The 20,193-nt window shown below is 47.3% G+C and carries 24 protein-coding genes and 1 pseudogene; 11 read left to right on the forward strand and 14 right to left on the reverse strand.

All coding sequences use genetic code 11. From position 1 onward, the window contains the following. Positions 1-48: 48 nt before the first annotated feature. Entirely contained in the window at positions 49-393 is a 345-nt protein-coding gene (locus tag FC83_RS09795; RefSeq protein WP_052004697.1) for a DUF1648 domain-containing protein, read from the reverse strand. 223 nt (positions 394-616) lie between these two features. Here FC83_RS09795 and FC83_RS09800 point away from each other — a divergent pair, with 223 nt between their 5' ends. Further along, positions 617-1,870, forward strand: coding sequence for a sensor histidine kinase (locus FC83_RS09800; protein WP_156405590.1), 1,254 nt, complete (start codon positions 617-619; stop codon positions 1,868-1,870). Next, a complete protein-coding gene (locus FC83_RS09805; RefSeq protein ID WP_035453318.1) occupies positions 1,867-2,604 on the forward strand; it encodes a response regulator transcription factor in 738 nt (245 codons plus the stop codon). The genes FC83_RS09800 and FC83_RS09805 overlap by 4 nt, the downstream gene beginning before the upstream one ends. Here FC83_RS09805 and FC83_RS09810 read toward each other — a convergent pair whose 3' ends face one another. From FC83_RS09810 to FC83_RS09860, 11 genes are all read right to left on the reverse strand, one after another. Next, on the reverse strand, positions 2,605-3,018 hold the full coding sequence (locus FC83_RS09810) for a hypothetical protein (protein ID WP_035453321.1): 414 nt from the start codon (positions 3,016-3,018) through the stop codon (positions 2,605-2,607). Between the two features lie 20 nt (positions 3,019-3,038). Beyond that, positions 3,039-3,461: a hypothetical protein gene (locus FC83_RS09815; protein ID WP_035453324.1), complete on the reverse strand. Its 423-nt coding sequence runs from the start codon at positions 3,459-3,461 to the stop codon at positions 3,039-3,041. 42 nt (positions 3,462-3,503) lie between these two features. Then, complete coding sequence (locus FC83_RS09820) at positions 3,504-3,902, reverse strand: hypothetical protein (RefSeq protein ID WP_057002717.1); 399 nt, start codon at positions 3,900-3,902, stop codon at positions 3,504-3,506. A gap of 56 nt (positions 3,903-3,958) precedes the next feature. Next, complete coding sequence (locus tag FC83_RS09825) at positions 3,959-4,471, reverse strand: hypothetical protein (protein ID WP_057002718.1); 513 nt, start codon at positions 4,469-4,471, stop codon at positions 3,959-3,961. A 39-nt stretch (positions 4,472-4,510) separates the two neighbouring features. After that, on the reverse strand, positions 4,511-4,882 hold the full coding sequence (locus FC83_RS09830; protein WP_052004699.1) for a hypothetical protein: 372 nt from the start codon (positions 4,880-4,882) through the stop codon (positions 4,511-4,513). Between the two features lie 51 nt (positions 4,883-4,933). Beyond that, positions 4,934-5,449 (reverse strand): SdpI family protein, encoded by a 516-nt coding sequence (locus tag FC83_RS09835; protein ID WP_035453332.1) that lies wholly within the window; start codon positions 5,447-5,449, stop codon positions 4,934-4,936. 224 nt (positions 5,450-5,673) lie between these two features. After that, positions 5,674-5,997, reverse strand: a complete 324-nt coding sequence (locus FC83_RS09840) for a MotA/TolQ/ExbB proton channel family protein (protein ID WP_035453335.1) — start codon at positions 5,995-5,997, stop codon at positions 5,674-5,676. Positions 5,998-6,055: 58 nt separating this feature from the next. Next, positions 6,056-6,322 carry a hypothetical protein gene (locus FC83_RS09845; protein ID WP_057002720.1) on the reverse strand — a complete coding sequence of 89 codons (267 nt, stop codon included), beginning with the start codon at positions 6,320-6,322 and terminating at the stop codon, positions 6,056-6,058. 321 nt (positions 6,323-6,643) lie between these two features. Continuing rightward, positions 6,644-7,522: a proline iminopeptidase gene (gene pepI, locus FC83_RS09850; protein WP_057002735.1), complete on the reverse strand. Its 879-nt coding sequence runs from the start codon at positions 7,520-7,522 to the stop codon at positions 6,644-6,646. 161 nt (positions 7,523-7,683) lie between these two features. Further along, entirely contained in the window at positions 7,684-8,922 is a 1,239-nt protein-coding gene (locus FC83_RS09855) for a hypothetical protein (protein ID WP_035453338.1), read from the reverse strand. An 81-nt stretch (positions 8,923-9,003) separates the two neighbouring features. Then, complete coding sequence (locus FC83_RS09860) at positions 9,004-9,891, reverse strand: LysR family transcriptional regulator (protein ID WP_035453340.1); 888 nt, start codon at positions 9,889-9,891, stop codon at positions 9,004-9,006. A gap of 106 nt (positions 9,892-9,997) precedes the next feature. Here FC83_RS09860 and FC83_RS09865 point away from each other — a divergent pair, with 106 nt between their 5' ends. The 6 genes from FC83_RS09865 to FC83_RS09890 all read left to right on the forward strand — a co-directional run bounded on the left by FC83_RS09865 (position 9,998) and on the right by FC83_RS09890 (position 15,942). Beyond that, positions 9,998-11,473, forward strand: a complete 1,476-nt coding sequence (locus FC83_RS09865; protein WP_035453342.1) for a UbiD family decarboxylase — start codon at positions 9,998-10,000, stop codon at positions 11,471-11,473. Positions 11,474-11,488: 15 nt separating this feature from the next. Next, on the forward strand, positions 11,489-12,052 hold the full coding sequence (locus FC83_RS09870; RefSeq protein WP_035453344.1) for a UbiX family flavin prenyltransferase: 564 nt from the start codon (positions 11,489-11,491) through the stop codon (positions 12,050-12,052). Continuing rightward, complete coding sequence (gene lpdD, locus FC83_RS09875; RefSeq protein ID WP_338028710.1) at positions 12,052-12,450, forward strand: prenylated flavin chaperone LpdD; 399 nt, start codon at positions 12,052-12,054, stop codon at positions 12,448-12,450. Before FC83_RS09870 ends, lpdD begins: the two co-directional genes overlap by 1 nt. Positions 12,451-12,575: 125 nt before the next feature. Next, positions 12,576-13,457 carry a hypothetical protein gene (locus FC83_RS09880; RefSeq protein WP_035453348.1) on the forward strand — a complete coding sequence of 294 codons (882 nt, stop codon included), beginning with the start codon at positions 12,576-12,578 and terminating at the stop codon, positions 13,455-13,457. Between the two features lie 145 nt (positions 13,458-13,602). Beyond that, positions 13,603-14,994 carry an aminotransferase-like domain-containing protein gene (locus FC83_RS09885; protein ID WP_035453350.1) on the forward strand — a complete coding sequence of 464 codons (1,392 nt, stop codon included), beginning with the start codon at positions 13,603-13,605 and terminating at the stop codon, positions 14,992-14,994. Between the two features lie 81 nt (positions 14,995-15,075). Then, entirely contained in the window at positions 15,076-15,942 is an 867-nt protein-coding gene (locus FC83_RS09890) for an aldo/keto reductase (RefSeq protein WP_035453353.1), read from the forward strand. A 223-nt stretch (positions 15,943-16,165) separates the two neighbouring features. Here the strand turns inward: FC83_RS09890 and FC83_RS09895 are convergent. Both FC83_RS09895 and FC83_RS09900 read right to left on the reverse strand, forming a co-directional pair. Then, a pseudogene (locus tag FC83_RS09895) lies at positions 16,166-16,613 on the reverse strand (HIT family protein). Between the two features lie 72 nt (positions 16,614-16,685). After that, on the reverse strand, positions 16,686-17,249 hold the full coding sequence (locus tag FC83_RS09900) for a DUF2179 domain-containing protein (RefSeq protein ID WP_057002721.1): 564 nt from the start codon (positions 17,247-17,249) through the stop codon (positions 16,686-16,688). Between the two features lie 159 nt (positions 17,250-17,408). On the opposite strand from FC83_RS09900, the gene thiD reads away from it, so the two are divergent. From thiD to FC83_RS09915, 3 genes are all read left to right on the forward strand, one after another. Next, positions 17,409-18,224, forward strand: coding sequence for a bifunctional hydroxymethylpyrimidine kinase/phosphomethylpyrimidine kinase (thiD, locus tag FC83_RS09905; RefSeq protein ID WP_035453355.1), 816 nt, complete (start codon positions 17,409-17,411; stop codon positions 18,222-18,224). Between the two features lie 73 nt (positions 18,225-18,297). After that, positions 18,298-19,554 (forward strand): betaine/proline/choline family ABC transporter ATP-binding protein, encoded by a 1,257-nt coding sequence (locus tag FC83_RS09910; RefSeq protein ID WP_052004701.1) that lies wholly within the window; start codon positions 18,298-18,300, stop codon positions 19,552-19,554. 2 nt (positions 19,555-19,556) lie between these two features. After that, a complete protein-coding gene (locus FC83_RS09915) occupies positions 19,557-20,186 on the forward strand; it encodes an ABC transporter permease (protein ID WP_035453358.1) in 630 nt (209 codons plus the stop codon). Positions 20,187-20,193: the final 7 nt, after the last annotated feature.

Raw genomic sequence — 20,193 nt, forward strand, 5'->3', positions numbered from 1 at the left:
ATCACCTAGGCCAGCCGTTAAGCCCGGGAGCTTTCCCCCAGTCTGGCCTTAAAAGACAATGAGGCTGAAGAATCGAAGCGAGACCACGGCCACGGCAACGACTAAACCAATCATCAACAATTTGGTACCAGCATTCGTGGAGGTGAAAGGGGGAATTTGGTTATCAATGAACTTTTCCTGACACAAAAAGCTCACCACGATAACGATCAGTGGCAGTGTGATCAAGGTTATCTTGGGCCCATAGCCGTCCACATGGCCCCCGCCACTCATGTGGGTGGGAATCGTTGCCGGCAAATTGGGATAAGCCACCAAAAAGACAATGACCTCCACCACCCCCAACAATAGGCCCACCCATCTGGTAAAACGGGTCAAGCGGTCTAACCAAACATACATACGCCACACCTTCTGAATTAATGCTTTATTTGTTTGAAATTTAAAGTAATTTTGATAAGTTAAATCTTTGGTTTGCCTTGCCTGAACACCTGCGCTATCCTGATAATACAAAGGATTAACTGACCGGTATCTTACAAAACGATGTTGCTGCAAAGGGAGTTGTGCCAAAATCACAAACGCTATCTTGCTACTACTGAATTTATTATTACAGACAGGCGCTTTGTTGCTGATCTATCAGCAAACCAGTGGCCTCAAACTACGGCTCTGGCAACTGCTCAGCTTCATCCCTCTAGCCGGCCTAGGCCTGTGGCTGCCAGACTACGGCATCTATCTCATGGCCCTAGTGCTATTTTATTTGTATGGGCTCCCGGCCTTTAAGGACCGGCAATACCTGGCGCTGTTCTTTAGCCTGTACACGGTGTCCTTCTTTTCTCTGATTGGCAATATTTTAGATTCCTTAGCGGCGCTGGCGCCAATTTACAATATCCTGGAATTTATTATTATTCCCGTGCCAGTGTTATTAAACCTAGTCTTCTTAAAAGTGGCCAACCCTAACTTCCGCTTGTTGCACGCCGCTTACGAGCTCCCGGTGAAAGCCATGTTGCAAGTCATCAACAGCGTGTTAGCCCTGTTACTGGTGGCAGAATTTAGCAGTTACTTCCTACAAGCTTTAGACCGGGATTTCAGCGCCCTGCGCTACGTGATCTCCGGGATATTTTTCGCCGTCATGGCCCTGTTATTGCTTTATATCACGATGAAGATCCGCTTGATGCAAGCCGACCAAATCAAGGAATTGCGCCGGGCCCAATTGGCCCAGCTCACCACCTATACCCAGCAAATCGAAGGCATGTATAACGAAATCCACGAAGTCCGCCACGACCTGGGCAACGTGTTGGTCAGTCTGCAGGACAGCATCGCTAACCAAGACCTGCCGGCCATCACCCAAATTTACAACAACGTCATCGCCAAATACGGTCAGCCCCTGCAAAACAGTAAGTTCAATTTGACCCATTTAAGCAATCTGAAAATTCCAGCCTTAAAAAGTTTACTGTCGGCCAAAATCATTAGCGCCCTGGGTTTAAATATCGCCACTAGCGTTGAAATCGAGGCCCCGGTGGTGGACTGTTACGTGGAGCTGGTGGACTATTTGCGCATCTTATCCATCTTCTTGGATAACGCCATCGAGGCCAATGCCAGCGTGGCTGACCCCCAGTTGAACATTGCCTTTATCGCCTATGACCAGCCCCAGCAGTTGGTGGTTATTATCGACAACACCACCGACCAAACTGACTTGAATATCAATCAGATCTTCAAACCCAAAGTATCCACGAAAACCGGCGACCACGGCTTAGGGCTGGCCATTGTGAAAGAACTCCTGGACCGCCATCCCAATTTAATGCTGCAGACAACCTGCCAAGATGGCCGCTTTCGCCAAGTCCTCACTTCAACGCCTTTAGGAGGGATACCCAGCCTATGAATATTTTTATCTTAGAGGATGATATCCTCCAGCAACAAAAACTAAAACGCCTATTAGACCAGTTTGTTGCGGACTTAAAAGCCACCAAAGTGCAAATCAAGACCAGCGACCGGCCGCAACGGCTATTGGCGCAGATGGCTACTGCCCCTATCAATAATTTATACTTTTTAGACATTACCATCGGGGCCCAAAAGAAAGCGGGCTTGGAACTGGCGGAACAGATTCGCCAACTAGACCCCTATGGCACCATTAGTTTTGTCACCACTTATTCGGAATTCCTACCCCTGACCTATGATTATAAGGTAGCGGCGTTACATTTCATCCCCAAAGACGACCCGCAAAAGTACCACGACCAAGTTTTAGACAGCTTAAAAACAGCTTTAGCCCACCAACAGCTCCCCTTGGCCGATGACACTTTTAGTTTGAAGAACAACTACACTAACCTTCAGGTGCCTTATGAGGAGATTCTTTATTTTGAGACCACTGGCTTGAATCACAAGGTCAATTTGGTCATGCGCCACAAGCGCTGCGAGTTCTTTGGGTCTTTGAAGGCAATTGCTGCAATGGATCCGCGGCTATTTCGCTGCCATCAGTCCTTTGTGATCAACCTGGAAAATGTCACGGCCTTGGATCATCATGAACGGCTGGTTTATTTTGGGGCTGATACTTATTGTCTAGTGGCCCGTAATAAGATTCGGGAGTTGCAGCAGCGCTTAGGAGCCTTGCATGGCTAACTAAGGGGCGAATATCGTATAGATCAAAAAGAGGGCAATAACGCCATAAATCAGTAATCCCCAGGGATTGCGGGGATTAATGGTGGACCCAATCCCGTATCTTCTAGGGATAAGGAATTGCTTGCCCACATCTGGCCTAGGGGGAATTTTCAAGGCCACAATAATGGTGGCCGCCACCAGAAATACAAGTAACAATAAAATGCCTACTTTTGGAACAACGCCCTGAAGCGCGGTGCGCACTGGCGGGACCAGCGCACTTACTACCACAAAAATAAGCGCTAATAAGCTGATACCCCCAAGTATATCGCGATAAATTTGATGTTTCCTGGCGGCTCGCTGCGCAAGTTCAATGGCACGTTTTTGAGCAGCTTGTTGTTTTTGAAAGGCTGATTTACGTTTATTAATATTTTTCATAATACTGCCTCAATTTTGGTTTACAACCAAAAAACACTTACCAAGAACAAGATAGCTATTAAGACATAAAATAAGATACCCAGGGGATTATGGGGATTCACCGTTAGCCCAATCCCATAGGCTTTGGGTACAAAAAGTTTGTTTTGGGCCCGGGCCGTATCAAATTGATGGGGCATGCGCTTTTCTATATAAATAACAATTCCCACAATAATTAGGAGTACTGCCAAGATGATCAGCTGCACCACCGGACCAGCGGCGGCTGCGCGCCAAGATGGGACAAAGAGCGATATCCCAATGAAAGCCAGCATCAAAAAGCTGATAGTCCCTAAGATATCTCGATAAATTTGATATCTTTTCGCGCGGCGCTTTTCGGCTGCATTCGTCTTCTGTTGGGCAGCTTGTTGCTTTTGAAAATTAGCCTTTTGCTTCTTTGCGTTTTTCATCTTATTTTCCTCGGTTACTTTCTTTATAATAATCGCACTGCATTAATAAAAAAACAGCGCATAAATGGCACAGCCAATGGTGAAGATATACAAGAACATCCCCCAAGGATTTCTAGGATTGACATCTTTAAAGGCATAGCCATAGCGTCTGGTAACAAAAAGCTTGCCCTGGAGACGGTCAGGGTCATAATCCACCGGTGTTTGCAGTTCTAAAATAACATTTAGCGCTAATATCAGTATATAAAAGATTAACACGGCAATCTGCCCCAGCCGGCCGCTAAGTGTTTGTTGTAGCACTGGCACAAAAGGCTTCAGCAAAATGACAGCTAATACCACTAAACTTATGGGCCCAATGACAATGCGAAAGACCTGGTATTTCTCCGCCTTTTGGGTGGATTTAGAATCTTTTGGTGCTTTGGGTTGGTTATTTTCGTGCCGCATAATCATCCCTCTTTTCAGCCACTAAAGCACGCAACCTATCCAGTTGCGTGCTTTAGTTATTTGGCGAGCAATTGCATGATTGGTTGAATGGAAGCTAGGACTAAGATCACGATGGCAAATATCCCGTAGGCACCGCGACGTTTGCCAAAAACACTGTAGCTTAATAGTAATTGAATGATGACCCCGCCGTAATAGACTGCCATGGTAGCCACCGCTGGCACGGCATTATGGGTAAAGTACGTGAATACCAAGGTCAAGGTGGTGACGAATAAACAATTCACATAATAGTACATGGCTAACTGGGTCTTAGGCGCTGGCGCCACCAGGCCTTCTTTATTGGCGGAAATTCCGGTGATAATCAGGTAGAGCGCCACTGGGATCAGCGCGGACAGCACGGTGGTCACCAAGTAGCCGATGACGGCGGTGATGAACACCAGGCTTTCTTTACCAGCGATGGCCGCCGCGGTTTTAGCGGCTGGGAACGTGTAGACCTGCCAGTAACATAACAGCAGGGCTTCCAACAAGACCCCGACAAATAAAGCGGCTAGTTTGACAATTGGCTTCTTCATGATAAATTACCTCCCTTTTGAGTGTGTGACAACGTGTGTTTAAGCCGGTGTTACAATCATCTTGATCAACAAAATTACAACAACGACAATGATGCCAAACCAAATGGCTTTGCCGGCTGGATGGTAGGGATTAATGGACAACCCATATCCAAAGGCTTTGGGAATCAGCAGTGGTTTGTGGCGCAACTCGGCTTTGTCGTAATAGCTTTGCAACACCTTCAAACTGAGGATCAGCACTGGAATAGTCATGGCTACACTGAAAATGCCGATGATCTTAGCCAGCTTGGCATCGCCGCTCACCATAGGCAAAAATAAAATTGGTGCCAGAGCAATGACTAAAAATACCATTGTTAGAGTGACATATAGCTTCCGGTTTCGATTTTGTTTTGGCGCGTTATTTTGCCGCATCATTGACAACCTTCTTTCCTTTAGAAGTGGTTACTTTGCAGAACAGCTTTTGACTTACCTGGCGCTAAATTGCTGATAGAAAGCTACTGCGAAAATAATCACTAAAAATAGTAGTAACGTAATCAAAATAATTTTACTCAATTTTTTACCCAAGGGATTGGCAGGGTTCAATTGGACACCGAAGCCGATTTTCTTGGGGATCCATAGCGGTGCTGCTTTGGCAGTTGCGGTTCGCCCGCTGGCTTTGGCATGGTTAGCCTTCAAATTTAATAAGAAAATCGCCGCTTCTGTGACCAAAAATAGCGTGCTAACGGCAAGTAACACCAGCCAGCCGGCTATTTGTGGCGTGAGTTGCCGGTCAGAGAAGAACAGCACCACCAAAACCACATTGGTGATGAGGCCATAGCCAGCACTGACTTTTTGAGCAATAGCCCAATTGCCTGGATTGGCCTGGGCGTAAGCCGTGCGATAGCCAAAATGGGCGCCACTTGGTTTGTATTTTGGCACGACTGCCAAGCGATAACCCATGACAGCTACTAGGCCGATAGCTACAAGTTCGTACAACAGCATTCCTAACACCTCGTTATTTCCTGGATCAAGCTGCTAGATTGAACTATCAGCTTTTGATCACCTTTATTTGACAGTCCATAGGATATGCCAAAATTAAGCGAGGTTATATCATTTGCCGGATTTGGTCATTTTTTTGACCTAAATGGTTCGTTTCAGAAAATCAATTCGTATCACTGGCTAAATCCTATAAGTTGTTCTGAAGCTAAACCCAGTTTTTGGACTGTTCAAAAGTTTCCCGGTAAAATCATGGTGCCTGCTAAAAATGCTACGAAGTCCATGAGGTAGAACATGACTGCTAAATAATTGGGATTTCTGCGATTAATTGTCCAGCCTAAGAAGGGCAGCTTTTTGGGAACTAATCCAGATTGACTTGTAGGATGACGCCTTAACAAGCTAATTATCGCTACGGTTAAAACTATCAATAATGCCGTCAGTGCAACGAGCGCTGTTAAACTAATGCTTGGCACAAAAATTGATACCACAATACTCAACAGTGCGAGTCCCCAGTAAATTATGGAACAGACCTTAAACGTAGTCACTGTCACCATGGCCGCACCTGCTTTACGTTCAACCCCGGTTCTTACATAAATACGCCTAAAAATCCACTCAAAGCCGTTGGCTTAAAAAGGTGACACTGGCCATGAAGGCTAAGATATCCCCCATGTAAAAAGCGATTGGTACAAAATTAGGGCTCTTGGGGTTTAGGGTCCAGCCCAGCATGGGGATAATTTTGGGAATCATGCCCGGCTGATCCGTGGGGTTGTGCCGCAATACTTGAACCAACCCCACCGTTAAAACGACCATTAGAATGGTTAAGGCAATGAGGGCTAGCCAACTGATGCTAGGTAGATAGATGGCTAGCACAATGCTCAATAATGCTAGGCCATAAAAAACTAAAGAATAAGCTTTTAGCGTTGTCTTTGTGATCGTGGGCTCACCTACTTTGAAGTCAGAATCTATTACCAGCTAACACAAACGTCCTATCCTTTTTATCCGTTTCTTGCTTTATGGTAATGATAGTTCAAAACATCACGATATGACAATATTTATACCCGATTTGGTCGTTTTTTTGACCAAAAGTGTCCTTTAAAAAATTAGGCAAGCCCCATTGAAAAAACCGCTAGTTTCAAGCTTATTTCACTTGAAATTAACGGTTTTTAAATGGCCTTATTTAAGTCATTGCTGGCTATCACCTTAATCATGCTCACTTAACCATTGGTCCATCACTTGAATGAATTCGTCGTGTTGGTCCAACAAAGCTAAGTGACGACTGTTGGCAAACAAGTGCCATTTGGCGTTGGGGATGTGGTCATAGACGGACTTGGCAATCAGCGGTGTGCACAGGTCATCGGTGCCATTGGTGACTAAGACTGGCACGTGGATATTTTTCAACTGGTCGGTGACATCAAAGTCACTGATGGTCCCATTTTCGGTGAATTCATTGGGGCCTTCAGCAATCAAACTGGCCCGCTTGCCATTGGTGGGGCGTCTCAAGGGTTCGGGAGAATTTTCATCCGGGTCATCCCAGCAGTAACGCTCCATATAGCGGTCATTGGCGGCTAAGTATTTAGGGCCAGTGAAGTCCCCGGTTCTTTCGGCTTCACTGATGGCCTGCCGATCTTCATAACTTAAGTATTTGATCAGGCGATGTTGTTCTTGGATCCACAGCTTAATTGACGCCGGTGAGCCATCGATCATGACACTTTTGATGCCGGTTTGGTCGTAGTTGGTCAGGTAAAACATTTCCAGCATGCCACCCCAAGATTGCCCCAGCATATGGATGTGATCCAAATGTAGATATTTTCTAAGGGCCACCAGTTCCTCAGCCCAGGTCTCTTTGACGTAAACCCCGGGATCCTCAGGCAAAGAGGACTTGCCACAGCCGACTTGGTCGTACATGATGAGTTGACGGCCGGTGGCGGCGTAATCATCCAGTAATTCAAAGTAATTGTGGGATGAGCCCGGGCCGCCGTGGATCAATAGGAGCGGCGCTTTTGTGGCACTGGGTTCCCCCACAATGCGATAGTATGTTTTAAACCCCCGAAAGGGCATGTAGCCTTCTTGAACTTTGATTGTAGCCATAATCTCAAATCCCTTCAATAATAATTGCTTGATTGGTTTCGATTATACCCCTAGCGCAGCAAGTTGCTGCAAATTTTTCAAAATTAAGGCCAGCCAAAAACCGCCAGTCCAAAGTCTTTATGGCTTTGAAACTGGCGGTTAATTCGTTGGTCTTAAAATGCCGTCATCGTGGTCCCCAGTTCTAAATAGGACTGGACCTTGGCATAGCCGGCCTGTTGATAATACAACGTAATCAGCTGACGCAGGTCAAAGCTGTAATTGTCTAAAGACTCTGAGGCGGGATAAATCTGGCCATTGCGAATGGTCAATGGCGTAATGTCCGACAAGCGCTGACTGGCGCTGGTGGAATTATCCAGCGAATAAAAGGTGACCTGCCCAGCAGCAATGCTGGCATAAAACATATTATCCACAATATTGCCCGCATCCGTGATGCTGTTGAACACATATAGGGGATTGCCGTTATTCGGCAGGATATGGTAATAATAATGGGCCCCACCTAGCCCCCGGCTAAATAACTGGGCCGGGTCTTGGCCCTCCATGGCCCAATAAGCCATAAATATCATGGTAGCTTGGTCAGCATCCGTCATTTGGGCCGCCATACTTGCTGGGGCCTTCTTAGCGGCTTGTAAAGCCCCAATTGGGGTGTCCGGGTCATGTTTAGCAGGCCCATTGTCATTAGAACTTGAAGCAGTACTGCTACTGGCGCTATTGCTGGGTTCATAGGCCATGGGATTATTATAAGCACTATCCCTGGCGGCATTACGCCTATTTTCAGTGCTTTTGGCAGTCCATAGATCCACAAAAGGCGTCCCGACTGCCGGTAACAGCTGCAATTGCCCCGCCAAGGCCAACCACAGGGCCAACAAAGCAGCTACCACCAGCTGAGCTTTACGGGTAACGTCCATCTTTTGTCGTAATTGACTGGGCGTGGTAAAGATATCCCGCATTTCTTTGGTATCTTCGGCATCTTGAATCCGTTGCAGGGCATTGACCGTCTGCCAGCGCAGGCCCAGGGCAATCAGGGCAGTGATCGCCATGATCCAAAGCGCTAAATTCCGCTCATCGTCAGAACTGACATATAACCCCGGAATCGAACTCAGTGTATCCGCCAGCCCAGTAATCAGTGCAAACTGGATGCTAATGGCCCAGGCCAAAGCCAAGGCTGCCAGTACCAATAATATAATCGTTAAAAACCGCAAAAAAGCTAAGGGTTGGTGACTGCGGTAAAGGGTGCGCAAATAAAAACGGCGGGCCCCTCTGACTTTCTCCACCGTCTGCGTCACATGACTTTCAAGCTGACCATCGATCACTTGATTCTCCAAATAACGCAGTCGCCCAGCGCCCACAAGGATAACAACCAGCAGTCCCAAGGCGATGCTTAAAGCAATCATAGATCCACCTCCAATTGTGACTTGGTATCTGGAATAGCTGCATTATAACAGAAAAACCAGGTCAATTCAGGTGCGCTGGATTCACCCCAAATTCACCACATATTTCAAAAAGGCTTGAATCGCCAGATTGCCATTGGCCTTGGGATAAATGAAGAACAAGTTGCTAAAAATCGGCTTTTCAAAGGGGACAATTTTCAACTTCTTGGCCACCGCGGGGTCAATGGCCTGTTGAAATAGCAGACTCACCTGCTGGGAATTTTGCAGCACATCGGTAATGGTGCCAATGTGGGAGGTTTGTAAGGGGATCGCCGGCAAGTGGCCGTTTTGGGCGAAAAGTTGATTGGCGTACTCAAATACCCCGGATCCCGGTGGTAACAAGGCATAGGCATAGTTGGCCAAGTCGCTGATTTTAGCCTGTTTGACTTGGGCCAAGGGGCCGCTGGTGCTGCCCACCAGGACCAATTGATCCCGGGCAATGGTTTGGACCACATAGTCGGTCAAAGCTAAGTCTTGAACTTGGATATCCCGGAGAATCGCCACATCAACACCCTTAAACCGCAATAACCGCAGTAAGTCTTGGCCCTCTAACTCATTCAAAGACACATTGATATTGGGGAAGTCGGCCATAAAGCGGGTCAAAGCTTGGGACAAGCCATATTGGCGTACCACTGGCACACTGCCGATTTTTAATTGACCTTGCCGCTGACTATCCCCTTGGCGTAAAGCCTGCAACAACGCCTGGTACTGGTCACTCATCAACTTGGCATAATGATAAAACGTCTCGCCGGCGCTGGTGATTTGCAGAAACTGGCGGTTGCTGGTATCCAAAAGTTTAACCTTTAGGTCGCTTTGAAGATGTTTCATGCGCTTTGACAAGGCCGATTGGGTCAAGTTCACGGCAATAGCCGCTTCAGAAATGTTGCGGATCTCATAAATTTTCACAAAGGCGTTTAAGTCCTCTAAATTCATCGTGATCACCTCTTATGCCCTTTTGGCATAATGATAGTCATAATCCGATTGGTATGCAAGTTTAAAACCGCCCATAATTGACTTATTGAAAAACGGAGGTCATTAAATGTCAGATTATTATGATTTGAGACGGGTCTTAAAGGAATTAGCAGCTGAGGCCCCTAAGCAATATCACGCCACCGATGAATTGGTGGACCCTAATGCGGAATTAGCTGGAGTTTACCGCTACATTGGCGCTGGGGGCACGGTCAAGCGGCCCACTCAAGCAGGACCGGCATTGATGTTCAACAACGTCAAGGGCTTTGCCGGCACCCGGGTCTTGATTGGCTTATTGGCCAGTCGCAAGCGGGTGGGTTTGCTATTTCATCACGATTACCATACGCTAGGCCAATTTCTAAATGATGCAGTGGACCATCCCCTAAACCCGGTGACAGTTTCTGAAGCTGACGCCCCGGCCCATGAAGTCATCCACAAAGTCGACGACCCTGATTTTGATATCCGCAAACTCATCGCCGCCCCCACCAATACCGAATACGACGCAGGGCCTTACATCACCATGGGCTTAGTTTATGGGTCTAATCGGGCCAAAACCAAAAGTGATGTGACCATTCATCGCATGGTTTTAGAGGATAAAGATACCATTGGCATCTACATCATGCCTGGGGGCCGGCATATCGGCGCTTTTGCTGAAGAATATGAGCAAGCCAACGAACCCATGCCCATTACTGTGAACATCGGCTTAGATCCGGCCATCACGTTGGGGGCCACCTTTGAACCGCCTACAACGCCCTTAGGTTATAACGAATTGGGAGTTGCCGGGGCTATTCGCCAAGAACCCGTCCAGCTGGTAGACGCTATCACCGTTGCCGAAAAGGCCATCGCCCGTTCTGAATTCACCATCGAAGGCTACATCATGCCCCACCAACGCATGCAAGAAGACATCAACACCAACACGGGTAAAGCCATGCCAGAATTTCCTGGCTATGACGGTGATGCTAATCCCGCCGTGCAGGTCATCAAAGTAACGGCGGTCACCCATCGTCAAGACCAGCCCATTATGCAGACAGTGATTGGTCCCAGCGAAGAACATGTGAACTTAGCCGGAATTCCCACGGAAGCTAGCATTCTAGAACTCACCAATAAAGCCATCCCCGGTAAAGTCTTAAATGTCTACAATCCCCCTGCTGGCGGCGGTAAATTGATGACGATTCTCCAGATCCACAAAACTAATCCCGCTGATGAAGGCATCCAGCGTCAGGCCGCCCTCTTAGCCTTTGCGGCTTTTAAAGAATTGAAGACAGTGATTTTAGTGGACGAGGATGTGGACATTTTCGACATGAACGATGTGATATGGACTGTCAATACCCGTTTTCAGGCCGACCAGGACATTGTGGTGCTGCCGGGGATGCGCAATCATCCCCTGGACCCTTCAGAGCGGCCCGCTTATGACCCGAAGTCTATTCGAGTTCAGGGGATGTCCAGCAAGTTGATTTTAGATGGCACCGTCCCCTGGGACATGAAGGCTCAGTTCATCCGAGCCCGGTTTAAAGAAGTTCAAGACTGGCGCAAGTATTTGCAATAGGAGGTCTGTTAAACTATGAAGAAAATTGTCGTTGCTATGACCGGCGCGTCAGGCGTGATTTACGGCCTTGATTTATTGCGCCATTTGCAGGCCATTCCGTCGGTTGAAACCCACCTGGTGCTCAGTCCCTGGGCTAAAAAGAATATTCAACTAGAAACCGATCTGACCTTGCAGCAGGTCCAAGATTTGTCCGATGTGGTCTACCACGACAATGACCAAGGGGCGGCGATTGCCAGTGGTTCTTTCCTGCACGATGGCATGGTGATCGTCCCGGCCAGCATGAAGACCGTGGCCGAAATCGCCTACGGCTTCGGGGAAAATCTGATTGGCCGGGCGGCTGATGTGACCATTAAAGAATGCCGACCGCTGATCATCGTACCTAGAGAAACGCCCTTGAGCGTGATTCATTTGGAAAATCTCACCAAGCTGGCCAAATTAGGAGCTCAAATCATTCCCCCTATTCCCAGTTTTTATACCCAGCCTAAGACCATCGCCGATTTGGTGACCAAACAAACCATGCACTTATTAGACGCTCTAAAGATCCCCAACGACTTGGCTCAACGCTGGACGGGAGGGTAATGATGACCCAAACCGCCACGTTTAACCTGGCGCAGGCCGGTTTTACCATGACCGTGGCCCTGCAGCAAATCGGCCCGGATTTATTAGTGGTCTTAACAGGTGGTGACCATCCCCATATCGGGGCCATCACCAATGTGACCGCCACGACCTTAAGTAGTTTTCGCTACCCCAGTCACGATGGCCGTTTGCACCAGGATCATGTTTTGTCTGAAATCATCGGCCGCTTACTCCAGCCAAATTTGACTGGGCACTGCACCATTACCGCCGGTGTCCACGTGAATGGCATCACCACCGAACAAATCCAAGCCGCGGCAAAAATGGCCCAGTCCCTGGCCCAAAAAGTGGTACAGTGGCTGCAGGCTCATCCCTTGATAGCAACGCCCCCAACCTATTATTGATGGTCAACCAGTGGCAAATCGCCACTGGTTTTATTTTGATTGCAATTCAACTACAAATACGTTACTTTCCCCGTGATTTCCAGCCACCATGCTATAATTTAAGTAACAATTCGGGGAGGAATTCTATGCCAAAATTCAAATTAAGCCTGCTACTCACAGGCCTAGCAGCTATAACTGTATGTTTATTTTTAAGACCCAGCACCGTCCAAGCCGCAGATGAAGTTGCCATACCGTTGAGAGATACAAATCTTTTAACAACGCGGCCTGATGCTAAACATCCCTTTGCAGAAGCATCTGCCATCGATAGCTTAAAAGTGCTGGAGCCAGTTTATGGTCTCACCACTTGGAAAATCAGTGCTACTAGAAAAAGCATGCCCAGTTCTATTCAACCTGAAGAATGGACTAGTGCAAGAGAAGCTTACGAAGTTGGAAATGATACTTGGCTAACCACCAATCAGGTTCTAGTCATTCCCCAAGATCAAATCGTTGACCGACCTAGTAACTTTTCAGACGATCCCGGAAGTGCTGACTTTGTTGCTACAGCCGTTGATAGCAACGGCCCTGTTGCGTTATGGAGCCAACCTAATTATGCCAGCCAACCAAAACGTACAGTTGATCCGGGTACGATTTGGAAAATTGCCCGGTACTACTGCGCACCAACTGGGGAATTATGGTTTGACTTAGGCGATAATAATTGGATCAATGCCTATTACGTTGCCAACAGTTTGCTGTATGACTTCGATGCAAAAACAAACGGTGTAGCTCCAAATTATGAAACCAGTTTTAAGAATCCTCTAACAATAACTGCCACAAATAATGATGGCCCCATTGCCCTTTGGAAAACACCGAACTATAAAGCATTTAACCAAGCTGTGCCTGCTGGTAGTCAATGGCAATGTTATTCTGTAACTTATAATTATGGCAACAATGACCCTATCTGGTACAACTTAGGCAATGAAACCAACTGGTTACCGGCCTATTACTCAAGTCTTGCCAATGCTTATTAATTGATTCAAATTGGCATTAACCACTGCATAGCCTTTGCGGTGGTTATTTTTATCGCCAATTGGTTGAAATTTAATCTATAATAGGACTTAATCATATTCCATTGCCCAATATTTCCCGGGAAATAACGAAGGGAGTTCCAGCGCCATGACCTATCACAAGAAAAATTGGCAGCCGGATAAAAAAATCCAACTGCCAATCTATAAACAAATCAGTCTTTACTTGAGTCAACAAATCCACAAAAACACTTGGCCCCTGGGTACACCCCTGCCCACTAAAACGGAGCTGGCTGACCAATTTAATGTGGACCCCACCACGGTACAACGGGCCCTGCAATACTTGCAGAGCACCGGTAGCATTGATGCAAAGGGCCGCAGTGCCAACACGAGCTGGGGCCCTTTAATTAGTGCAGCGCCCCAAAGTCTGGCCACGGGGTTCGTCAAAGCCCGCCAAGCTGATCCTAAACCTTTATTGCCCTTGAGCACCGGTGAATTGGGGGCCGATATTTTCCCTAGGGATTTGGTGCAAAAAGCGATTATCAATACCGCTCAAAACATCACCACCATGAACTATCAAACCGGACCGGGCTTAGAAAGCCTGCGCACAGTCTTAGCGCAACGGTTGCAGCGCCAGGGCATGACCGTCACAGCTGACAATATCTTGATCACGTCTGGTTCCCTGCAGGCCATCCAACTGATCGTTAGTTTGCTTGAGCATAACGCCGTTATATACACCGCACCAGAGAGCTATCTGCGGTCTTTGGGGATTTTTAAAGCTCGCCACATTCAATTTAAAGAACTGCCCTTAGATGAAGCTGGTCTTGACTTTACCCAAATTCCCAACAGTCCTAAACAACAGTTACTCTACACCATCCCCACCTTCAGCAATCCCCTGGGCAATGTGATGAGTGCCCAACGCCGTCAAGATTTAGTGGACTTTGCCCAACACTATAGCCTGCCAGTCATTGAAGATAGCGCCTATGAAGATATTTGGTTAGACCAACAGCCGCCAAAACCATTGCAAGCTTATGACCAAAACGGCAACGTCTTATACCTGGGCTCGATTTCTAAAACCCTGGCACCGGGTATGCGCTTAGGCTGGGTCGTGGGGGATGCCGGTATCATTGCTCGACTCACAGCCATCAAACAACAAACCGACTATGGTGCCAGCGCTTTATCCCAGCATATCTTAACAGCCATTTTAAGTGACCCGGACTATGACCGTTACCTGGTAGCCATGCGGGCACAGTTAAAAGAACGTTGTGACTTGGCCATGGCGGTCTTAAAACAAGAACTGGGCCAGATTGCCACTTGGAATCAACCAAAGGGGGGTTTTTACGTTTGGCTCACCTTCCCGGACACCATTAATATGCCGCAACTATTGGCCGAAGCCAAGGCCCATCAGCTAAAAGTAAACCCTGGTAAAATCTATGGGCCCCACGGTGATCAAAGCATACGTCTGTCTTATTCTTATTTGACCCCCGCTAAATTTGCCCAGGGCATTCATGAACTGGCCATTTGCGTCAAAAAGCAACTTTAAACCAAGGCTTATTCAAGCTTTTTTCATAAAATCTGCGTACAATGTAGGTGTTATCAAAATAATATATGAGGAGTTGTCGTTATGGCTGAAATTAATGCGAATCATGCAGGCACGTTATCAATTGGTGGTAAAACTTTCAATCGGTTGGGCTATGGCACTATGCAGCTACCTGGCAAGGGTATTTGGGGGCCATCCCCAGACCCAGATAATGCCGTCAAGGTCTTGCAAGAAGCCGTGGACTTAGGTATCAACTTCATCGATACAGCCGATTCCTATGGCCCCTTCACGTCTAATTTATTGATGCATCAAGCGTTTGGTGATTATTCTGGCAAATATAACGACCTATTCATCTCCACCAAAGTGGGCTTGACCCGCCAAGGCCCAGACATTTGGACGCCAGTGGGCCGACCCGCTTACTTACGGCAACAAGTCGAGCTAAACTTGCGCAGTTTAGGGGTGGATTCGATTGACCTCTTATTCTTACACCGCATCGATCCCGCAATTCCATTAGCTGATCAATTGGGTGAATTGAAACAATTACAATCCGAAGGCAAAGTCCAACATATTGGTGTCAGCCAAGTGACGGTGGAAGAACTGCAAGCCGCTGAAAAAATCGTCCATATCGATGCCGTTCAGAACCGTTATAACGTGACAGACCGGGCTGACGAAATCGTCTTAGACTACGCCGAAGCCCACAACATCATCTTCGTCCCTTGGTTCCCACTGGCAACTGGCAAATTGGCAGCCCCAGGTAGTGTCTTAGCTAAAATCGCTGAGAAATACCAGGCTCAACCGGCTCAAATTGCTTTAGCTTGGCTATTACAACGCTCCAAGATTATCTTACCAATCCCCGGCACCTCGAATTTAGAACATCTCAAAGAAAACGTCGCCGCTGCGAATATTGAATTAAGCACCTCCGATTTTGATGCTATTAGTAATCTGAAGTAACAGGTAAAAGCCTGAAATTCCTAGTTTTAGCTGGGGAATTTCAGGCTTTTTTTGAATTAATCACAGCAAAAAAGCCAACCACACAGGTTAGCTTACCCAAAAGTCATTTCTAGACTACGCTTGAAGTCATTGGATTTGCCCCCAGTGGCTTCTTTTTACTTTATAAGTGATAGTACAGATTTAAAAGATACGCAATAATTAACGTTCTATATTTTAAAACAACTTATCGCAAATATGCCGTGATTTTTGCGCGTAGAGTGTCATGTTGCCTTGGATCATAACGGTATGTTTCAGCCGTCCAATGATCCGGACTATATAGCCACACTGGCTTTTTTAACCGTGCTGGGTCTTCTGCTTGATATCTGGGAAAAACATGGGCATGTAAAAAATTGTCGGTATTCCCAAGAATGTCATAATTGATGCGCAAAGCTTGAGTAGCGGCCAGCACAGCATCCCCTAAAATACTCATATCCCGTAGAAAAACTGTTCGCTCGGTCAAGGGTAATTCGTTTAACGTGCTAACCTGTCTTTTGGGCAATAGTTACAGAATATCCGGGTAAAAACTGCACATCTCCAAAAACTGCAAAGCCACCGGGTAACTCTGCCATCACCATCGGATTAGTTCCCGCCAATGCCGCAGCAATTCTATCTTCATACCAAGCTTTAACCATTTAAATTCTCCTATTCAAACCAACGCCGCCAACAAGGGTCCCCTCATTGGCGGCGTTATTTGTTTAATTTTATTATTTCTTCCGTGCTTTACGACCCCGGGCGTGCTTGCTCCAAAAACCGCCGTTAAACCCGGTGGGGGTGATGGAAACCATGAACGCACTGGCGTTATAAGCTAGGACAGTTTCATAGACTAATTTTTCTTCTTTTCTAGGTACTAAGACTTCTAGGATTTCCCGGGTGCCATCCCGGCCTTCCCCGCTCATTTCAGTGACCCCATAGCCTTGGTCCCGTAATAAACGGGCCAGGGGACTGCGTTTGTCTTCATCGGGGGAATCTTCATGGGCACTGATGACTTGTACGATCACAAAGCCAATGGCCAGCCAGCGATCGATCATCATCCCCACAAAAATCCCACAACCAAAGCCCACTGCGTAAGCCATGAGGTAAAGCGGTTGATTGAGATTCTTTAAGACATAGTTCAGCCCTAGTGTATACAGGGTGATTTCCACCATGCCAAATAGGGCTGCCGGTACCTGTAACCCCCGATTTTGCAGGAGTAGTCGCATCGTGTTCACGGTCAGATACAAAACGTTAATGCCAAAGACGAACAAAAGAAACGATAAATTGATGTGCATAGGCTGCTCCCATCTTCTCTTTTAGAAATCAGTGATTGACCCCATTTTATCTAGCAGACCACATAATTGCAATAACTGTCGGAAAATCCTTTCAAATGACCGCAAAAAATGAGACGATACTCATAGTACTCAAATAAAAATTTTTAGGAGGCTCCTCTTATGGCTAACTCTTTTCCCCAAGTAATGACAATCGCTGGTTCTGACTGTGACGGCAGTGCTGGGATGCAAGCTGACATGCACACATTTTTCGCCCGCAAGGCTTATGGCATCTCGGTCATGACCGCCGCAGTGGCTGGCAATTCCTATGGAATCCACGATGCCACCGCATTAAGCCCAGACTTCATTGACAGCCAATTCAAAGCCATTGCTGACGACTTCAAAGTGCTGGCCACCAAGACCGGTATGCTGACGGATAGCATCACCATTCAAACCGTGGCCAAGAATTATAAGCAATATGATTTTGGCCCCTTGGTATTAGACCCGGTGATCATTACCAAGCACGGAAACTTATTGCTAGAACAAGCAGCCTATGAGACCCTGCGCCAAGAACTGATTCCCCTGGCCACGGTGATCACCCCTAACTTCTTTGAATTGGAAAAATTAGCCGACATGACCATCACCACTGATGCGGATATGCTGACGGCGGCGAAGAAATTACAAGCATTGGGGGCTAAAAATGTCGTAGCTAAAGGCGCCCACCACGAAGATACGAATTTAACCGAAGTCAAAGACCTATTGCTATTAGAAAACGGCGAAACGTTCTGGTTATCAGAACCCTATCATCCCACCCAACGGATCAATGGTACCGGCGACGCCCTGTCAGCCTGCATTACTGCGGAAATCGGCAAAGGGGCGGGCATTGAAGCGGCGGTGCGCATTGCTAAAACTTTAGTCAATCAAGCCATTGAACGGGAATTGGCAGTGGGCCATAAATTCGGTCCCATCAACATTTGGGCCCTGGAAACCACGGATTAATTTTTTTTGAGTGCCTTGGTTATGTTAAGATGAATATATTAGTAATAATATTTTTAACAATGGAGGACCTTATATGACAGAAGATAATCCAATTTTAGTGTACAAGGATGTGGCTAAAATCTACAAGGGCGGCAACGTGGCTGTAGAGCACATCAACTTGACCATACACAAGGGCGATTTTGTTTGCCTGATTGGCACATCTGGTTCCGGGAAAACCACGACCATGCGCATGATCAACCGCATGTTAGAACCAACTAGTGGGGAGATTTTGTTCAACGGTGAAGATATTCATACGTCCGACCCCGTTACATTGCGGCGCCATATCGGCTATGTGATTCAAAATATCGGGCTCATGCCCCACATGACGATTTATGAAAATATTACCCTAGTCCCCAAGCTGTTAAAATGGCCTGATGACAAGCGCCGGGAAAAGGCTGAAGAACTGATCAAATTAGTGGAGCTTCCTAAGGAATTCCTAGACCGCTATCCTTCCGAATTATCCGGGGGCCAACAACAGCGAGTGGGGGTCATCCGTGCCCTTGCAGCCAACCAAGACTTGATCCTCATGGACGAACCCTTTGGCGCTTTGGACCCCATCACTCGGGAAAGTCTGCAGGAATTAGTCAAGAATTTACAGGAAAAACTGGGTAAAACCGTGGTCTTCGTCACCCATGATATGGATGAAGCTTTGAAATTAGCCACGAAAATCGTGGTCATGGACGGGGGTCATATTATCCAAGACGCCTCTCCAGAAGAAATCTTGCGCCATCCGGCCAATCAATTCGTAGAAGAATTAATTGGGGCTGAGCGCTTGATCCAAGCCCGCGCAGACGTCACCACCGTTGACCAGATCATGCTGAAAAACCCCGTTTCCATCACACCGGGCCGCTCTTTGGGCGAAGCCATCCGCTTGATGCGCAAACGCCGGGTGGATACACTGTTGGTCACCGATGACGAGGGTTATTTAAAGGGCTTTATTGATGTTGAATCCTTAGATAACAATTACAGCCGGGCCACCAGTGTGTCGGATATTTTGAACACCAAGATTTTCTATGTGGCCAGTGATACCCTATTGCGGGACACCGTGGACCGGATCTTGAAGCGGGGCTTAAAATATGTGCCGGTGGTCGATAAAGCTGGCAAACTCCTGGGGATCGTTACCCGGGCCGCCTTAGTGGACATGGTCTACGATACCATCTGGGGTGACAATGGTGATGGTGGCGATGATGACAACGACGATACCAGCCAACCCGCCACTGATGATGTGACCGGGGTTGCAGCGGGGCATAATTTAGCCACCGATACGCCAACTGATCATAAGGAGGCGTAATTATGATTGATTTCTTAAACGCCCACGGCAGTGAGTTGGTCACGAAGACCTGGGAACAATTATATATTTCTGCCATTGCTTTGTTATTGGGGATCGTGGTCGCTGTCCCACTGGGCATTATCTTGACCCGTTTTCCCAAAACCGCCAAAGTGGTGATCAGCATTGCCAGTATGTTGCAAACGGTGCCATCTTTAGCCCTGTTGGCTTTGATGATTCCAATTTTTGGGATTGGGAAACTGCCGGCCGTCGTCGCTTTATTCATCTACTCCTTATTGCCAATTCTTAGAAATACATATATTGGCATGGAGGATGTGGACCCGGTCTTAAAAGATAGTGCCAAGGGGATGGGCATGACCAATTTACAGTCCATCACCCAAGTGGAAGTGCCCATGGCCATGCCGGTGATCATGGCGGGTATTCGTTTATCCGCCGTTTACGTCATCGCTTGGGCGACCTTAGCGTCTTACATTGGGGCTGGGGGCTTAGGGGATTTGATCTTCAGTGGGTTGAATCTCTTCCAACCTGATTTGATCATCGGCGGGACCATCCCCGTCACCTTATTGGCTTTGTTGGTAGATTACTTGTTGGGCAAGCTGGAAAAACGGCTGACCCCAATTAACCAACGGTCATAGGGGGTGT

This window comes from Agrilactobacillus composti DSM 18527 = JCM 14202, from assembly GCF_001436375.1.
GTDB classification, from domain to species: domain Bacteria; phylum Bacillota; class Bacilli; order Lactobacillales; family Lactobacillaceae; genus Agrilactobacillus; species Agrilactobacillus composti.